General features: G+C 67.0%; 15 protein-coding genes. 8 read left to right on the plus strand and 7 right to left on the minus strand.

What is annotated here, in order from left to right:
• The 4 genes from mltB to HPS01S_RS02345 are packed head-to-tail and all read right to left on the minus strand — an operon-like array spanning position 1 to position 5,166.
• Positions 1–1,215: a lytic murein transglycosylase B gene (gene mltB, locus HPS01S_RS02330; protein WP_084396953.1), complete on the minus strand. Its 1,215-nt coding sequence runs from the start codon at positions 1,213–1,215 to the stop codon at positions 1–3.
• Positions 1,212–3,260, minus strand: a complete 2,049-nt coding sequence (locus tag HPS01S_RS02335; RefSeq protein WP_066150596.1) for a transglutaminase TgpA family protein — start codon at positions 3,258–3,260, stop codon at positions 1,212–1,214. Before HPS01S_RS02335 ends, mltB begins: the two co-directional genes overlap by 4 nt.
• Positions 3,257–4,240 carry a DUF58 domain-containing protein gene (locus tag HPS01S_RS02340; RefSeq protein ID WP_066150956.1) on the minus strand — a complete coding sequence of 328 codons (984 nt, stop codon included), beginning with the start codon at positions 4,238–4,240 and terminating at the stop codon, positions 3,257–3,259. Before HPS01S_RS02340 ends, HPS01S_RS02335 begins: the two co-directional genes overlap by 4 nt.
• 5 nt (positions 4,241–4,245) lie before the next feature.
• Complete coding sequence (locus HPS01S_RS02345; protein WP_066150599.1) at positions 4,246–5,166, minus strand: AAA family ATPase; 921 nt, start codon at positions 5,164–5,166, stop codon at positions 4,246–4,248.
• 26 nt (positions 5,167–5,192) lie between these two features.
• On the opposite strand from HPS01S_RS02345, the gene HPS01S_RS02350 reads away from it, so the two are divergent.
• The 4 genes from HPS01S_RS02350 (at position 5,193) to HPS01S_RS02365 (ending at position 9,136) form a co-directional block, all read left to right on the plus strand.
• A complete protein-coding gene (locus HPS01S_RS02350; RefSeq protein WP_066150602.1) occupies positions 5,193–6,146 on the plus strand; it encodes a histone deacetylase family protein in 954 nt (317 codons plus the stop codon).
• Positions 6,147–6,216: 70 nt separating this feature from the next.
• Entirely contained in the window at positions 6,217–7,083 is an 867-nt protein-coding gene (locus tag HPS01S_RS02355) for a class I SAM-dependent methyltransferase (protein ID WP_066150605.1), read from the plus strand.
• Positions 7,080–7,853: an enoyl-CoA hydratase gene (locus HPS01S_RS02360; RefSeq protein ID WP_066150608.1), complete on the plus strand. Its 774-nt coding sequence runs from the start codon at positions 7,080–7,082 to the stop codon at positions 7,851–7,853. Before HPS01S_RS02355 ends, HPS01S_RS02360 begins: the two co-directional genes overlap by 4 nt.
• Positions 7,847–9,136, plus strand: coding sequence for a mechanosensitive ion channel family protein (locus tag HPS01S_RS02365; protein WP_066150611.1), 1,290 nt, complete (start codon positions 7,847–7,849; stop codon positions 9,134–9,136). Before HPS01S_RS02360 ends, HPS01S_RS02365 begins: the two co-directional genes overlap by 7 nt.
• Before the next feature lie 13 nt (positions 9,137–9,149).
• Here HPS01S_RS02365 and HPS01S_RS02370 read toward each other — a convergent pair whose 3' ends face one another.
• The 3 genes from HPS01S_RS02370 to HPS01S_RS02380 form a co-directional block, all read right to left on the minus strand.
• Positions 9,150–10,445: a TRAP transporter large permease gene (locus HPS01S_RS02370; RefSeq protein ID WP_066150616.1), complete on the minus strand. Its 1,296-nt coding sequence runs from the start codon at positions 10,443–10,445 to the stop codon at positions 9,150–9,152.
• The gene (locus HPS01S_RS02375) at positions 10,442–10,936 is read right to left on the minus strand and encodes a TRAP transporter small permease (RefSeq protein WP_066150619.1); all 495 of its coding nucleotides are present in this window, start codon (positions 10,934–10,936) and stop codon (positions 10,442–10,444) included. Before HPS01S_RS02375 ends, HPS01S_RS02370 begins: the two co-directional genes overlap by 4 nt.
• A gap of 85 nt (positions 10,937–11,021) precedes the next feature.
• Positions 11,022–12,038: a TRAP transporter substrate-binding protein gene (locus HPS01S_RS02380; RefSeq protein WP_066150622.1), complete on the minus strand. Its 1,017-nt coding sequence runs from the start codon at positions 12,036–12,038 to the stop codon at positions 11,022–11,024.
• A 368-nt stretch (positions 12,039–12,406) separates the two neighbouring features.
• Here HPS01S_RS02380 and HPS01S_RS02385 point away from each other — a divergent pair, with 368 nt between their 5' ends.
• The 4 genes from HPS01S_RS02385 (at position 12,407) to HPS01S_RS02400 (ending at position 16,997) form a co-directional block, all read left to right on the plus strand.
• The gene (locus HPS01S_RS02385; RefSeq protein ID WP_066150625.1) at positions 12,407–13,156 is read left to right on the plus strand and encodes an electron transfer flavoprotein subunit beta/FixA family protein; all 750 of its coding nucleotides are present in this window, start codon (positions 12,407–12,409) and stop codon (positions 13,154–13,156) included.
• A gap of 37 nt (positions 13,157–13,193) precedes the next feature.
• On the plus strand, positions 13,194–14,123 hold the full coding sequence (locus HPS01S_RS02390) for an electron transfer flavoprotein subunit alpha/FixB family protein (protein WP_066150627.1): 930 nt from the start codon (positions 13,194–13,196) through the stop codon (positions 14,121–14,123).
• Between the two features lie 73 nt (positions 14,124–14,196).
• The gene (locus HPS01S_RS02395) at positions 14,197–15,987 is read left to right on the plus strand and encodes an acyl-CoA dehydrogenase (RefSeq protein ID WP_066150629.1); all 1,791 of its coding nucleotides are present in this window, start codon (positions 14,197–14,199) and stop codon (positions 15,985–15,987) included.
• A gap of 29 nt (positions 15,988–16,016) precedes the next feature.
• Positions 16,017–16,997: an NAD(P)H-dependent flavin oxidoreductase gene (locus tag HPS01S_RS02400; RefSeq protein ID WP_066150630.1), complete on the plus strand. Its 981-nt coding sequence runs from the start codon at positions 16,017–16,019 to the stop codon at positions 16,995–16,997.
• The last annotated feature ends 7 nt before the right edge of the window (positions 16,998–17,004 follow it).

The raw sequence follows: 17,004 nt of genomic DNA on the forward strand, positions 1-17,004 counted from the left end.
TCACTGTCGGCGGTTGACCAAGGCTTCGATGGTCTGGCCCAGCTCGATCACCGCCAGTGCGTAGTAGCTGCTCCAGTTGTAGCGCGTGACGACGTAGAAGTTGTCGGTGCCGGCGAGGTAGGTGGGGGCCGACCCGCCGTTGGCCGGGTCGCCGTTCTGCAGTTCGATCAGCGCCAGCTTGCCGATGTGTTTCTTCGCTTCGGCTTCCAGCACGGCGCCCTTGGCGGCAAAGCTCTCTGCGCTGAAGCTGGGCAGGATGTCGGGGGCGAGCAGGGCGTCCTTGTCCAGCGTGTTCAGGTCGAAGCTCACCGGGTAGTGCGTGGGCTGGCCAGGCTGCCAGCCGTAGGCCTTGAAGTAGTTGGCCACCGATCCGATGGCGTCGACCGGGCTGTTGAACAGGTCGATCTTGCTGTCGCCATCGAAGTCGATCGCGAAGCGCGCCCAGCTGCTGGGCATGAACTGCGGCCAGCCCATGGCGCCGGCGTAGCTGCCGCGCAGGGCCTGCGGGTCCATGCCGGTGCGGTGGGTCAGGCTCAGGAACTGTTCCAGCTCGCTGCGGAAGAACTCGGCCCGGGCCTCGGCGCGCGGGTGGCTGGCCGGGAAGTCGAAGGCCAGCGTGGCCAGCGCGTCGATCACGCGGAAATTGCCGGTGTGCTGGCCATACAGGGTCTCGACCCCGATCACGCCGACGATCAGGCTGGCGGGCACGCCGTACTCGCGCTCGGCGCGTTCCAGGGCTGCGCGGTGGGTGTCCCAGAAGCGCTGCCCGGCGCGCAGCCGCACCGGTTCGATGAAACGTGCGCGGTAGGCGGCCCAGTTTTTGTAGGCGGCGCGGGGCGCCGGCAGCGACAGCCGGATCGCGGTGGGCTGGCGGCGGGCGGCGCCGATCTGCTCACGCACCCATTGGGGGTCGAGACCGCGGCGCTGGGCCAGGTCGTCGGCAAACGCCATGGCCGCCGGCGACTCGGCGTACACCGTGATCTCCGCTGCAGGTGGTGTGGGCGCTGGCGCAACAGGCGGTGGTGCAGCAGGCCGGGGCTCGGCCGCCAGAGGCTCGCCAGCCGGCTCAGCCGCGGGCAGCGGGGTGGCCGGTACCAGGGTGGGTGCGACAGGTGTGGTTTCCACCGGCGTCTGTGTCTGGGCCTGCGCGGCCGCCCAGGCGAGAGACAGGGGCAGCAGTGCGGACACCAGGGCGGAGCGGGATCGTGTGCTCATGGGGTTGCCCGCCGTTCGGGCCAGGACATCTGTTGAAACTGTTTCTGCAGCGCGGCCAGCGTATCCGGGCTGTGGGGCGCGTAGCGCAGTGCTTCGAGGCGCAGCAGCCAGGCACTCAGCTGCTGCGTGAAAAGGCCGTCACCAAGCTGCGCCGATGCGACGCGCGCCAGTTCGCGCGGTGTCGCGTGCTCACTGGCCTCGACGCCCAGTCGGGCCAGGCGCCGGCGCACGCGCGCCAGCGTGCGCAGCCAGGGGTCGTGCTGCTGGCGTTCCCACAGGGCCCAGGCGGCGCCCAGAAGGCTGACTACCACGATCACGCCGATCAGCACATAGGCCAGATCGGTCCAGCTCGGCGACTCGAAGCCCAGGCTCTTGAGCAGGTCCAGCTGGCGGCCCTGGGTGTAGTTCAGCACCCACTGGTTCCAGCTGTTGTTCACCGCTTCCCAGACGTCGCGGAGTTGCTGCGCAAGGGTGGGATTCAGCGTGCCCAGGGCCGCCCCAATGGCGCCCTGGGGCGCCACCAATCGCTCGAACGACCCGATGCGGGACGGTGCCACCGCGCTCGTGGGGTCCACACGCACCCAGCCCTGGCCCTGCAGCCAGACCTCGGCCCAGGCGTGGGCGTCGCGCTGGCGCACGGTCCAGTAGCCGTCGACGGCGTTGAGCTCGCCGCCCTGGTAGCCGGTGACGATGCGGGCCGGGATGTCGAGCGCGCGCATCAGGATCACGAAGCTGGACGCGATGTGCTCGCAGAAGCCTTCCTTGCGGTCGAACCAGAACTCGTCGGCGGTGTGCTGGCCATAGACCCCGGGATCGAGTGTGTAGGTGTAGCCGCCGGTGCGCAGGCGGTTGAGTGCCGCCTCGATCAGCGCCGGAGCGGACTGCGGCCCCGACCCGTGCTCGCGCCGCAGCTCCTGGGCGAAGGCCAGGGTGCGCGGGTTGAAGCCGGCGGGCAGCGCGATCTGGTCCTGCAGCGCCAGCGACGGCTCCAGCGGACCGTGGCGGAAGCGGGTGTGGCTCTCGGCGCGGTAGCGCACCAGCTCGGTGAGTGGCCGGCGCACGAACCATTGCAGGTCGGGCGTCATGAAGGCCCGCATACCTTGCAGCTCGGGCGCCTGGCTCGCGGCCTCGAGCACGAACACCCAGGGCCGGTGGTTCGGCTCCATGGTGACTTCGTAACGGATCGGCTCACCCGCAAAGGTCAGGTTGGCCTGCAGCTCCATGTGGGGCGGAAAGGTCGAGCGCAGCGGCTTCCATTCGACGCCGTCGAAATCGGTGAGCACCGGTCCGCGGAAATACAGCTCGCGCTGCGGCGGCACCGGACCGTCAAAGCGCACACGCAGCGCAATGCGGTCGTCCAGCACCAGCTCGGCGATCTGGCCGACCCGCATCTTTCCGGACAGACCCGAGCGGCCGTCCATGCCGTCGCCCGGCACGCCCCACAGCGGCGAGAGGCGGGGGAACAGCATGAAGGCCACCACCATGATCGGCGCGCCCAGCAGGGCCAGCCGCGTCGCAATGCCCGCGGTCTGCCGCAGCGGCGGATGCCCCACCGGCATGTGGGCATTCACGACGGCGGTCAGCAACCCCAGCAGCGCCACCAGGATGCCGGCGGCCGTCAGCAGCGACTGCGAATAGAAGAAGTGCGTCAGCAGCGTGAAGAAACCGAGGAAGAACACCACGAAGGCATCGCGGCGCGCCCGCAGCTCCAGCGTCTTGAGCGCCAGCAGCACGACGATCAGCGTGACCCCTGCGTCGCGGCCGAGCAGGGTCTTGTGGGTCCACCAGGTGGCGGCGAGTGTGACCAGCAGCAGGCCGATGCGCCAGCGCCATCCGGGCAGCGGCCGGCCCCGCAGGGTGAGCGAGGCGCGCCAGACCAGCACGCAAGCGGTGAGCGCCGAGCACCACCACGGGATGTGCGGCACCTGCATCATCACGACCCAGGCGATGACGGCCAGCAGGAACAGGGTGTCGCGCGTGTCCCTGGGCAAGGTGGCTGTCCAGCTTTCGCGGGAAGACGCGGAGCGGCGCAGGGGGAGTTTCATACCAGGGCCAGCGCCTCCAGGCAGCGGGCGCGGTGGGTCGGGCCCTGGTCGGGGGCCAGTTCGCGGCCGGGGATGCGCAGGCCATAGTCCAGCCCCAGGCGCTCGGCCATCAGCACCCAGGCGGTGAGGCGCGACAGGCGGGATTCGAGGTCGGGGGCGCCGCAGCGGGTGTGGTCCAGCCAGAGCTGCTGGCGCTGCGTGGACAGGGCATCGCGGCTGACCAGGTCGTCGCGACCGGCGGCAAAGGTCTGCGCCGCCTTCTTCCAGACGATGGATTTCTGCGGGTCGCCCCGCCGGTAGGCGCGCACGCCGTCGAACTCGCCGGTGGTCTGCACGCTCGCGCTGCCGGCGAAGCCCGGCTGCGGCTCACCGGGCGGCAGCGGCGGCGGGTGGGTCTCGGGTGCGGGGTAGACCAGCACCTGGGCCGCGGGGCGCCACACGGTCCAGACGCGGAAGGTGCCCATGGGAAACAGCGTGACCGCAGTCAGCGGCGCCAGCGCGTGCAGGCCGCGCCGGGCAAACACCGCTGCGACCTGCAGGCGCGTGCTGCCCTGGGCCGGCACATCGGTCCACGCCAGGTGTGTGTCGCCAGCGGATGCATCACCGATCACGCCAATGCCGATGCCGTGGCGCGCCTTGCCCTGTTCGTTGGCCAGCCGGATGTCCAGCGCCGCTGCGTGGCCGGCATGCACCGGCGCGGGCGGACTCAGGTGCAGGGTGAGGCCGCGCAGGTTGGCGTGGCTGCTGTGCATGCCGGTCAGCGCACTGCCGGCCAGCAGGAAGGTCAGCAGATAACCCAGGTTCAGCTGGTAGTTGATGCTGCCCACCAGCAGCAGGAGCAGGGTCAGCGCCAGCATCCAGCCGGCGCGGGTGGGCAGGATGTAGACGTTGCGCTGGGTCAGCAGCAGGGTGTCGCTGCGCGGCAGCCGCGCATGGAACCACTGTCGCAGCCGTCGGCGCAGGGCGTGCAGCGGGGCCAGCGGGCTCACGGGATGGGCGTGGCGTCGATCATGGCCCGCACCTGCTCCATCGCTCCGCGGCCGGCGTCACTGACTGGCACCAGCCGGTGCGCGGCGGTCTGCGGCAGGATGGCGGCGATGTCGTCCGGCGCCACGTAATTGCGCCCTTGCAGAAAGGCCTGCGCCTTGGCGGCCCGCACCACCGCCAGCGCGGCCCGGGGCGAGAGCCCCTGGGCGAACCAGCGGCCCGAGCGCGTGGCGGCCACCAGGTCCTGCAGGTACTCCAGCACCGGCTCGGCCGCGTGGACGGCCAGCACATCGGCCTGCAGCCGTGCGAGGTCGGCCGGCGAGAGCACGGCCGGCAGTTGTTCGATCAGCTCGCGCCGGTCGGCGCCGCGCAGCAGCTCGCGCTCGGCGGCGCGGTCCGGATAGCCCAGCGAGATGCGCATGTGGAAGCGGTCCAGCTGCGATTCGGGCAGGGCGTAGGTGCCGAGCTGGTCGAACGGGTTCTGGGTGGCGATCACGAAGAAGGGCACCGGCAGGGCCCGGGTCTGCCCCTCGACAGTGACCTGCTTTTCCTCCATGGCTTCGAGCAGCGCGCTCTGGGTCTTGGGGCTGGCGCGGTTGATTTCGTCGGCCAGCAGCACCTGCGCGAACACCGGACCGGGGTGGAACACGAAACCCTCGCGGCCGCGTTCGTAGATGGAGATGCCGACCAGGTCGCTGGGCATCAGGTCGGCGGTGAACTGCACGCGCGCAAACTGCAGTCCGAAAGACCGCGACAGCGCATGGGCGAGGGTGGTTTTGCCGACCCCGGGAACGTCCTCGATCAGCAGGTGTCCACCGGCCAGAAGACAGCCGACACAGTCTGAAACCTGGGCCGATTTGCCCACAATGACCGTGTTAAGCTGGTCCAGAAGCTGTCTGATTTTTGTGTCGGCTTGCATGCCGCGAACCTTACCGTAAAAAAGTGATGAGCCAGTCCACCGGTTATTTCACCCACAGGGACTGCTGGCGGCACGAGATGGGGCCGGGGCACCCGGAATGCCCCGCCCGCCTGGATGCGATCCAGGACCGTCTGCTGGCCTCCGGGCTGGACATTGCCCTGGACAAGCGCGAGGCCACCGCGGCCGCCCTGGCCGACCTCGAACTGGCCCATGGCCGCATGCACCTGGCGGCGCTGCGCGGCCTGTCGGACCAGCTGCGCGACGACATCGCCGCCGGCGGCCCGGACCATGCGCAGATCGACCCCGACACCTCGATCAATGTGCACAGCTGGGACGCGATCCTGATGGCCGCGGGCGCCGCCATCGACGCCACCGACGCGGTCATGGCCGGCGAGCTGGCCAACGCCTTCTGTGCGGTGCGTCCGCCGGGTCATCACGCCACGCGCAACCAGGCCATGGGCTTCTGCTTCGTCAACAACGTGGCGGTGGCGGCCAAGTACGCCCTGGAGCGCCACGGCCTGCAGCGCGTGGCCATCATCGACTTCGACGTGCACCACGGCAACGGCACCGAGGACATCGTCGCGGGCGACGAGCGCATCCTCATGTGCAGCTTCTACCAGCACCCCTTCTACCCACCCTGGAACCACTCGACCGCACCCAACCTGGTGAACCTTCCGGTGCCGGCGTACACCAAGGGCATGGATGTGAGGGAGCTGATCGACATGATGTGGCTGCCCCGGCTCGATGCCCACCGGCCGCAGATGATCTTCATCAGCGCCGGCTTCGACGCTCACCGCGAAGACGACATGGGCCAGATGGGGCTGGTGGAGAACGACTACGCCTGGATCACCGAACGCATCAAGGAAGTCGCGAAGCGCCACGCCCAGGGCCGCATCGTGAGCTGCCTCGAAGGAGGCTACGACCTCAGCGCTCTGGCGCGGAGTGTCGAGGCGCATCTGCGTGTGCTGGCGGGGCTTTGACTGGAACGAGAGACGCCCTGTGAGGCCGAACGGGTTTTGAACTGAGATGCTGAAGAAAGTACTGAAAAGGATGCCAGGTCTGAGAGGCCTGGCCCAGGAGCTGACGGATCTGCGCCTGCAGGTGCAGGCGGGTCAGGAGCGCGAGCAAAGGGCCCATGAAGAGCGCTTGCGGTTGCAAGGGGAGCTGCAGCAGGCCCGTGACATGATCGGTCGACTGCAGTTGTGCGGGGCCAGCTCTGATCTGGACGACATCCTGCTGCCGGAAGCTGGTTCGCGAGCGCCTGCCTTCTGCGGGCACAGCGTCGTCTGGCCTTGGTTGCAGGAGCACATCAACCGGCCAGGGCTGGAGGTGCTGGAAATCGGCTCTCGGCTGGTGGTGGCGCGCGCGCTCTGGAAGGAGTACCTGCCCGATGTGCAGTACACCGGGTTCGACTACCTGCCGGGCCCCAATGTGGACGTGGTGGGCGACGCTCACCGCCTCTCGCAGTACCTCCCCGGCCGACAGTTCGACTTCGTCTTCTCCTGTGCGGTCTTCGAGCATCTTGTGTGCCCATGGCTCGTGGTGGAGGAGATTTCGAAGGTGCTGCGCCCGGGGGGCAAGGCGTTCATCGAAACCCATTTTTCCTTCTCGGAACACGAAGCGCCGTGGCACTTCTTCCAGTTCAACAGCCGCGCCCTGGAGCAGCTGTTTCACCCGAGGCTGGGTTTCCGGGTGATCGACAGCGGTCTCTCAAGCCCCATCGTCGGCCGCTTCGCCAAGGGAAGCCAGGGCTACCTGCTGGATCAGCCGGTGAACAACCTGTACGGCCACTCGGAGATCGTGGTGGAGAAGGTCGGTCCCGCGGACCCGGCCTTCTCCTGGCGCGATGTGGCGCAGGATCTTGCCGCCACCAGCTCCTATCCGCCTCCCGTGGCATCTGTTTCTGATACGCAATGAACGACCTTGTCCTGATGCGCACCCGCGACGACCGCGGCGTGCACACACTCACACTGAACAACCCCAGGGCCTTCAACGTCCTGTCCGAGGCCATGATGGCCGCGTTCCAGCGGGCGCTGGACGACGTGGCCGCCGACCCCTCGGCGCGCGCTGTGGTGATCGCCGCCGAGGGCCGCGCCTTCTGCGCGGGACACGATCTCAAGGAGATGAAGGCACGTCCCGAGCTGGCCTACTACCAGTCCCTGTTTGCGACCTGCTCGAAGCTGATGCTGTCGATCCGCAAGCTGGAAGTTCCGGTGATCGCACGCGTCCATGGCCTGGCCACCGCCGCCGGCTGCCAGCTCGTCGCCCAGTGCGACCTGGCAGTGGCCGTGGAAGAGGCGAGTTTCGGCGTCAACGGCATCGACGTTGGCCTGTTCTGCGCGACGCCCAGCGTGGCGTTGTCGCGCAACATGCTGCCCAAGCAGGCCATGGAGATGCTGCTGACCGGTGACTTCATCTCGGCCGAAGAGGCGAAGGCCCGCGGGCTGGTCAACCGTGTGGTGGCGGCCGACGCCCTGGACGCCGAAGTGGCCGCGTTGGTCGACCGCATCCTGGGCAAACCGCGCGAGGCGCTCGCGATGGGCAAGGCGCTGTTCTACCGGCAGCTGGAAACCGGCATGGAATCGGCGTACCAACTGGCCGGCCAGACCATGGCCTGCAACATGGTGCACGAGGTGGCGCAGGAGGGTGTGCAGGCCTTCATCGAGAAGAGGGCGCCCCGATGGTGAGCAACAACAGCGCTGCACCACCGCCCATTCAGGACTTCGACGCCTGGCTTTCCGGATTCCAGCAGACCACCGTGTGGATCGAACTCGGCGTGCTGGCGCTGTGCGTCGGCATGGCCTGGGGGCTGGGGGCCCTGCTGCGGCGCGCGCTCAACATGCAGCAGGAAGGGTCGTCGATCCTGTTCGGCCGGCAGGTGATCGACGGCGTGCTGTTTCCCGTGCTTCTGCTGACCCTGGCCTATGTGGCGCGCAGTGCGTTGGCCCAGCAGGTGCCACTGGCGGTGTTCAAGGTCGCCATTCCGGTGCTGGTGTCCCTGGTGGTGATCCGGTTCGGTGTGAAAGTGCTGCAGGCGGCGTTCTCGTCGGCGCCCTGGGTGCGGGTGATGGAGCGCACCATCTCCTGGTTGGCCTGGGGCTTCATGGTGCTGTGGGTCAGCGGCCTGCTGCCCATCGTGCTGGAAGAGATGGAGCAGATCACCTGGAAGATGGGCGCCAGCACGGTGAGTCTGCGCACCCTGATCGAAGGGGCGCTGACTGCGGGCGCCATGCTCATCGTGACACTCTGGATTTCTGCGGCGCTCGAAGCGCGCCTGCTCAAGTCGGCGATCGGCGGCGACCTGTCGCTGCGCAAGGCGCTGAGCAATGCGACCCGCGCCATCCTGATGTTCCTGGGCCTGATCGTCGCGTTGTCCGCGGTGGGCATCGACCTGACGGCGCTGTCCGTGCTCGGCGGCGCGGTGGGTGTGGGCATCGGCTTCGGCCTGCAGAAGCTGGCGGCCAACTACGTCAGCGGCTTCGTGATCCTGGCCGAGCGCAGCATGCGCATCGGCGACAACGTGCGCGTCGACAACTTCGAAGGGCGCATCACCGACATCACCACCCGCTACACCCTGATCCGCTCGGCGGCGGGGCGCGAGTCCATCGTGCCCAACGAGATGCTCATCACCAACCGGGTGGAGAACCTGTCGCTGGCCGACCCGAAGGTGTGGCAGTCCACCGTGGTGTCGGTGGGCTACGACAGCGATGTGGACGCGGTGCGGCGCCTGCTGGTGGAGGCCGCGCTGGCGCAGCCGCGCGTGCTGCGCGAGCCGGCGCCGAGTGCTGCGCTGTCGGCCTTTGGGGCGGACGGGCTGGAGTTCACGCTGGGGTACTGGATCGCCGATCCGGAGAATGGTCAGCTGAACCTGCGCTCCGACATCAACCTGGCGGTGCTGGCCGCGCTGCGCATGCACGGCATCGAGATTCCGTATCCGCAGCGCGTGGTGCACATGCGCCCCACCAGCTGAGCGGTGCAGGCCCTCAGCGGGCCATGAAACCGGGCAACCAGAGCGAGATGATGGGGAAAGCGATCAGGATGCCCAGGCGCACGATGTCGGCCATCACAAAGGGCCAGACACCGCGGTAGAGCGTGGTGAGCTTGACTGCGGGCAGCAGCGAGTTGAGCACGAAGAGGTTCAGACCCACCGGGGGCGAGATCATGCCGATTTCCACGATGGTGACGATCAGGATGCCGAACCACACGGGATCGAAGCCCAGGCCGGTGATGACCGGGAAGAACACGGGAATGGTCAGCAACACGATGGCCAGTTCCTCCATCACCATGCCCAGAGCGAGGTAGATACCCATCATCACGATGACCACCATGATGGGGTTGGGGCTGAACTGCAGCACGAAGTCGCGCAGGTCACCCGGCATGCTGGTGAAGTTGATGAAGCTGGTGAACACCATGGCTCCGATGAGGATGGTGAACAGCATGGCCGTGGTGCGCGCGCTCTCCTGCAGGATGTCCATGACCACGCGCGGCGTGAGCGTGCGGCGGGCCAGTGCAAACAGGAAGGCGCCCGCCGCGCCCACCCCAGCACCCTCGGTGGCGGTGAACACGCCACCGTAGATGCCACCAATGACCAGTGCGAACAGCAGGGCGACGCTCCAGATGCCGCGGATGGCGGCCAGACGCTGCGGCCATGTGAAGCGTTCGGCCGGCGGGCCCGCTGCGGGGTCGCGCCAGGTGACGAACACCACCGCCATGCACAGGCAGACGATGGCCACGATGCCGGGCAGGATGCCGGCAATGAACAGCTTGCCGATGTCGGTCTCGGTGATGATCCCGTAGATGACCAGGATGGTGGACGGCGGGATGAGGATGCCCAGCGTACCGCCCGAGGCGATCGATCCGGTGGCCAGCGTGTCCTTGTAGCCGTGGGCCTTCATCTCGGGATAGGCCACGCGCGACATGGTGGCGGCGGTGGCGATGGAGGAGCCGCAGATGGAGCCGAAGCCGCCCGAGGCGATGATGCTGGCCATGGCCAGCCCGCCGCGGCGGTGCCCCACGAAGGCGTTGGCGGCGGTGAACAGTTCCTTGGCCATGCCCGCGCGCGCCACCAGATTCCCCATCAGCACGAACAGCGGAATCACCGATAGCACGTAGTGAAAGCCGGTCTCGAAGATCACCTGGCTGGTGCTGGCAAAGGCCGGCTGCCAGCCGCGCATCAGGCCCAGTCCCCCCAGGCCGGCAATGGTCATGGCCACAGCCAGGGGCACACGCAGGAAGGCCAGCGCGAACACCACCAGGAAACCCAGCAGTGCGGCGGTCATGGCGTGGTCTCCCCGTGGGCCACCGGAATGGGTGGCGAGAACACGAAGAGGGCATGCACCAGCGCGGTCAGCAGCAGCAGCGCCGCCATCAGCCAGGCGACAGGGGATATGGCCAGCTGCAGGTGAACCGTGGTGTCGCCGTATTCGGCAAAGCGCTGGGCGCGCGTGGTCATGAGCCAGGCCAGCAGGCCGAAGGTGCCGGCACAGACCAGGTGCACCAGCCGCGCCTGAATGCCCTTGAGCCAGGCCGGGACGACGGCGTCCAGCGAGTCGAACACCACATGTTCGCTGCGCCATGAAACCAGCGGCAGCGCGCCGAAGATGACGATGACCATGAGGATCTCCGTCAGCTCCAGCCCGCCGGGCACGGAATGGTTGAAGAACTTGCGGCCCGTCACGTCGATGAGGGTGAGCCACATGATGGCGAACAGCGCCATGGATGCGATCAGGCCGCTGGACCAGCGCAGAAACTTCTCGGGGGTCTGGAGCATGATGGGTGTCAGACAAGACAAACCGGCGGGGCAGCCAATGCGGCCACCCCGCCGGTTATCAGACGGTGCCTGGCTGGCACCAGGCTTACTTGACCTTCGCGATTTCGGCGCGGAACTCGGCCAGCACCGCCTTGGCGTTCTTCAGGCCCTTGGCTTCGGCCGCCGCAGCCCACTTGTCTTCCAGCGGGGCCTGCTTGGCCTTGATCTCGTTCACGAACGCATCGGAGGCCTTGATGCGCTGAACACCCTGTGCTTTCTGCGCGCCGTTGACCGAGGCGTCGTCCACCTTGTCCCAACCGGCGCCGAACAGGCGGGCCGCGTATTCGCCCGAAAGCTTGTCGACCACTGCCTTGTCCTGCGCGGAGAGGGCGTCGTACTTGGCCGGGTTCATCATGAACACGAAGCTCGTGTTGTACAGGCCGCCCGGCAGGGTGGTGGCGTGCTTGATCATGCTCAGCTTGAAAGACGCGATCGACTCGTCGGGGAACAGTGTGCCGTCCATGACGCCTGTGGACAGGAGTTCAAACGCTTCGGTGGCAGGCTTGAGGGTGGTGTTCCAGCCCATCAGCTTGGTCAGCTCGTTGATGTTGCCGCCACCGATGCGCCACTTGAGCGTGGCACCGTCGGCAAGGCTGTTGACCGGTTTCTTGCTGTTGAAGATGGTGCCGGGCCCGTGGGTGAACACTCCCAGCACCTTCACGCCCTTGTGCTCGCCCAGCGGGGCGAAGTACTTGCTGTAGATGCGCTGGTAAGCGACCGAGGTGGCCATGGAGTTGTCGCCCAGGAAGGGGAACTCGGCCATCTGGGTGTTGACGAAGCGGCCCGGGGTGTATCCGTCCACGGTGAAGGAGATGTCGGCCAGGCCGTCGCGCACGGCATCAAAAGTGCCGGGAGGGGCCGACACGGACTTCGGCAGGATGTTGCACTTCATGCGTCCAGCGCTTTCCTTCTCCAGGGCATCGCACCATTCCTTTTGCGCCACGCTCAGCGTGTGCGTGGGTGGTACCCAGGTCGAGGCGGTGAACACGGTCTGGGCCTGGGCGCCGGCGCCCGCGAACAAGGTAGCGGTGAGCGCCGCGGTGGCGGCAAGGCGGAACTTCATGTGTTGTCTCCTGGGAGTGGGTTGGATCGTTACGAAAGATAAACAAAATACCCTGATTCACTATAGGCGAATCCCCTTGCCGGCCCCCTAGTGAATTACCCGAATTGGCCGACCGACTGGTCGGTTAATAGGGATTTCCCTTGCTTTGTCGTTGTGGCGGCAGACGCGCCTGGGGGCATTCGCGATCATCACGATTCTTCTTCTATAATTCAAAAAAAAGCACGATCGTTCTATTTTGTGGCCGTGCAGCAAAAGTCTGGCCAGAAATGTCGCGTTGCTCGTCAGACGCCTACAATCCGAATTGACGTGCACGTCAATTCGAGCACCCGTTTCAACCCGCCTTTTCCATTCATCAGGAGCAACCGAACATGAAGGTCATCGTCCCCGTCAAACGCGTGGTGGACTACAACGTCAAGGTGCGCGTCAAGAGCGACGGCACCGGCGTCGACATCGCCAACGTCAAGATGAGCATGAACCCGTTTGACGAGATCGCCGTGGAAGAAGCCGTGCGTCTGAAGGAGAAGGGCGCGGCCACCGAAGTGATCGCCGTCTCCTGCGGCGTGGCCCAGTGCCAGGAAACGCTGCGCACGGCCATGGCCATCGGCGCCGACCGCGCCATCCTGGTCGAAACCGACGTGGAACTGCAGCCGCTGGCCGTGGCCAAGCTGCTCAAGGCCTTGGTGGACAAGGAACAGCCCGGCCTGGTGATCCTGGGCAAGCAGGCGATCGACGACGACGCCAACCAGACCGGCCAGATGCTGGCTGCGCTGGCGGACCTGCCGCAAGCCACCTTCGCTTCCAAAGTGGAGGTGGCCGGTGACAAGGCCAAGGTCACCCGCGAAATCGACGGTGGCCTGGAAACCCTGGAAGTGAGCCTGCCGGCCGTGGTCACCACCGACCTGCGCCTGAACGAGCCGCGCTACGTGACGCTGCCCAACATCATGAAGGCCAAGAAGAAGCCGCTGGAGACCGTCAAGCCCGCGGACCTGGGCGTGGACGTGAGCCCGCGCCTGAAGACGCTCAAGGTCGCCGAGCCGGCCAAGCGAGGTGCCGGTGTGAAGGTGCCTGATGTCGCGACCCTGGTCGACAAGCTGAAAAACGAAGCCAAGGTCATCTGAAGACCGCTGAACCCAACGATCCAGAGGAATACCGAACATGACCGCACTCGTCATTGCCGAACACGACAACGCTTCCATCAAGGGCGCCACCCTCAACACCGTCACCGCCGCCGCTGCCTGCGGTGGTGATGTACACGTCCTCGTCGCGGGCCACAACGCCGGCGCTGCCGCCGCTGCTGCCGCTCAGATCGCCGGCGTCAGCAAGGTGATCCACGCCGACGGCGAAGGCTTCGCCCACGGCCTGGCCGAGAACATCGCCGCCCAGGTGCTGGCCATTGCCAGCAACTACAGCCACATCTTGTTCCCCGCCACCGCTGGCGGCAAGAACGTGGCCCCGCGCGTGGCCGCCAAGCTGGACGTGGCCCAGATCAGCGACATCACCAAGGTGGTGAGTGGCGACACCTTCGAGCGCCCGATCTACGCCGGCAACGCCATCGCCACCGTGCAGAGCGCGGATGCGACCAAGGTCATCACCGTGCGCACCACCGGCTTCGACGCCGCGGGTCAGGGTGGCTCAGCGGCGGTGGAAACCGTCGCCGCTGCCTCGGGCAACGGCAAGAGCACCTACCTGGGCAGCGAGATCGCCAAGAACGACCGCCCGGAACTGACGGCCGCCAAGATCATCGTCTCCGGTGGCCGGGCGCTGGGCAGCAGCGAGAAGTTCAACGAAGTGATGACGCCGCTGGCCGACAAGCTGGGCGCGGCCATCGGTGCCAGCCGCGCGGCGGTGGACGCGGGCTACGCCCCGAACGACCTGCAGGTGGGCCAGACCGGCAAGATCGTCGCGCCGCAGCTGTACATCGCGGCCGGCATCTCGGGTGCGATCCAGCATCTGGCCGGCATGAAGGATTCGAAGGTGATCGTGGCGATCAACAAGGACCCCGAGGCCCCGATCTTCAGCGTGGCCGACTACGGTCTGGAAGCCGACCTGTTCACGGCTGTGCCGGAACTGGTGTCGAAGCTGTAAGCCGACGGCACCCACAAGGGCATCGCGTGCGATGCCCTTTTTTTGCACCCGCATTCGATCCACGGAGACTTTCATGAGCTACACCGCCCCCCTCAAGGACATGCTGTTCAACATCGAGCACCTGGCGCGCATCGACCAGGTTGCCGCCTTGCCCGGCTTCGAAGACGCTGGTCTGGAGACCGCACAGGCCGTGCTGGAGGAGTGCGCCAAACTCAACGAAGGCGTGATCGCACCGCTGAACTTCGAGGGTGACAAGAACCCGTCCTTCTTCAAGGACGGCCAGGTCACCACCACGCCCGGTTTCAAGGAGGCCTTCAGGCAGTACGCCGAAGGCGGCTGGCAGGGCCTGCAGCACCCGGTGGACTTCGGCGGTCAGGGCCTGCCCAAGACCATCGGCGCGGCCTGTGGCGAAATCCTCAACAGCGCCAACATGAGTTTCGCGCTGTGCCCGCTGCTGACCGACGGCGCCATCGAGGCGCTGCTGACCGCCGGCTCCGACCAGCTCAAGGCCACCTACCTGGAGAAACTGGTCAGCGGCCAGTGGACCGGCACCATGAACCTGACCGAGCCGCAGGCCGGTTCCGACCTGGCCGCCGTGCGCAGCCGCGCCGAGCCGCAGCCCGACGGCACCTACAAGGTCTTCGGCACCAAGATCTTCATCACCTACGGTGAGCACGACATGGCCGAGAACATCGTCCACCTCGTGCTGGCCCGTGTGACCGGCGCGCCCGAGGGTGTGAAGGGGATCAGCCTGTTCGTCGTGCCCAAGTTCATGGTCAACGCCGATGGAACGCTGGGCGCACGCAACGATGTGCACTGCGTGTCCATCGAGCACAAGATGGGCATCAAGGCCTCGCCCACCGCCGTGCTCCAGTACGGTGACCACGGCGGCGCCATCGGCTACCTGGTCGGCGAAGAGAACCGCGGCCTCGAATACATGTTCATCATGATGAACGCCGCCCGCTATGCGGTGGGCGTGCAGGGCATCAGCGTCTCCGAGCGCGCCTACCAGAAGGCCGTGCAGTACGCCAAGGACCGCGTGCAGAGCCGCCCGGTGGACGGCAGCTTCACCACCGCCGCGCCCATCATCCACCACGCCGACGTCAAGCGCATGCTCATGACCATGCGCGCCGCCACCGAGGGCTGCCGCGCCATGGCCAGCGTGGCCGCCGCCGCCTACGACGCGGCCCACCACCACCCGGACGCCGAGGTGCGCAAGCAGAACGCGACCTTCTACGAATTCCTGGTGCCGCTGGTCAAGGGCTACAGCACCGAGATGAGCCTGGAGGTCACCAGCCTCGGCGTGCAGGTGCATGGCGGCATGGGCTTCATCGAAGAGACCGGCGCGGCCCAGTACTACCGCGACGCCAAGATCCTGACCATCTACGAAGGCACGACGGCCATTCAGGCCAACGACCTGGTGGGCCGCAAGACCGCGCGCGACGGCGGCACCTCGGCCAAAGCCATCGCGGCCCAGATCGAGAAGACCGAGGCCGAACTGAAGGCCCGTGGCAGTGCCAACGCGCTGGCGGTGGCCAAGCGCCTGGGTGCCGCGCGCCAGGCGTTCGTGGATGTGGTCGAGTTCATCGCCGCCAACACCAAGAGCAATCCTAACGCGGCCTTCGCGGGCAGCGTGCCCTACCTGCTGCTGGCCGGCAACCTGATGGCGGGCTGGCAGCTGGCGCGCGCGCTGCTGGTGGCCGAAGACCTGTCCGCCAAGGGACAGGACGTGCCTTTCATGCAGGCCAAGATCACCACCGCCCGCTTCTACGCCGACCACATCCTCAGCCGCGCCCCGGGCGTGCGCGATGCGATCGTGGAAGGTGCCGAGGCCGTGACCGCACTGCCGGCCGAGGCCTTCTGACAACCGACACCGACAAGACTGGAGACCCCATGACCCAACGCCAACGCTACCTGCCCCCGGTGCTGCAGAACCTGCCGTTCCCGGTGATCGGCTCGCCGCTGTTCATCATCAGCAACCCCAAGCTGGTCATTGCCCAGTGCAAGGCGGGGGTGGTGGGCTCCATGCCTGCGCTCAATGCGCGCCCGGCCTCGCAGCTGGACGAGTGGCTGGCCGAGATCACCGAGGCGCTGGCCGCCCACGACAAGGCGAACCCCGACAACAAGGCCGCGCCGTTCGCGATCAACCAGATCGTGCACAAGAGCAACGACCGGCTGGAGCACGACTTGGAGCTCTGCGCCAAGTACAAGGTGCCGGTGATCATCACCAGCCTGGGTGCCCGCGAAGACGTGAACCAGGCCGTGCACAGCTGGGGCGGCGTGGTGCTGCACGACGTCATCAACAACGTGTTCGCGCACAAGGCGATCGAGAAGGGCGCGGACGGCCTTATCCCGGTGGCTGCCGGTGCCGGCGGCCACGCCAGCGTCAAGAGCCCCTTCGCCATGGTGCAGGAGATCCGCGAGTGGTTCGACGGCCCGGTGGCGCTGTCGGGCTCCATTGCCTCGGGTGGCGCCATCCTGGCGGCGCAGGCCATGGGCGCCGACTTCGCCTACATCGGCTCGGCCTTCATCGCCACCGACGAAGCCCGTGCGGTCGAGGGCTACAAGCAGATGATCACCGAGAGCAACTCGGACGACATCGTCTACAGCAACTTCTACACCGGTGTGCACGGCAACTACCTCAAGGGCAGCATCCGCAACGCCGGCATGGACCCGGACCACCTGCCGGAGAGCGACCCGAGCAAGATGAACTTCAGCACCGGCGAAGGCGCCAACGCCGCCAAGGCCTGGAAGGACATCTGGGGTTGCGGCCAGGGCATCGGCGCCATCCGCGAGGTGGTGCCGGCGGCCGATCTGGTGGCGCGCTTCCGGCGCGAATACGCCGAGGCCAAGGCGCGCATCTGCGCGGGCTGAGCGCGCC

Origin of the sequence: Hydrogenophaga pseudoflava NBRC 102511 (assembly GCF_001592285.1) — a bacterium.
Classification (GTDB): domain Bacteria; phylum Pseudomonadota; class Gammaproteobacteria; order Burkholderiales; family Burkholderiaceae_C; genus Hydrogenophaga; species Hydrogenophaga pseudoflava.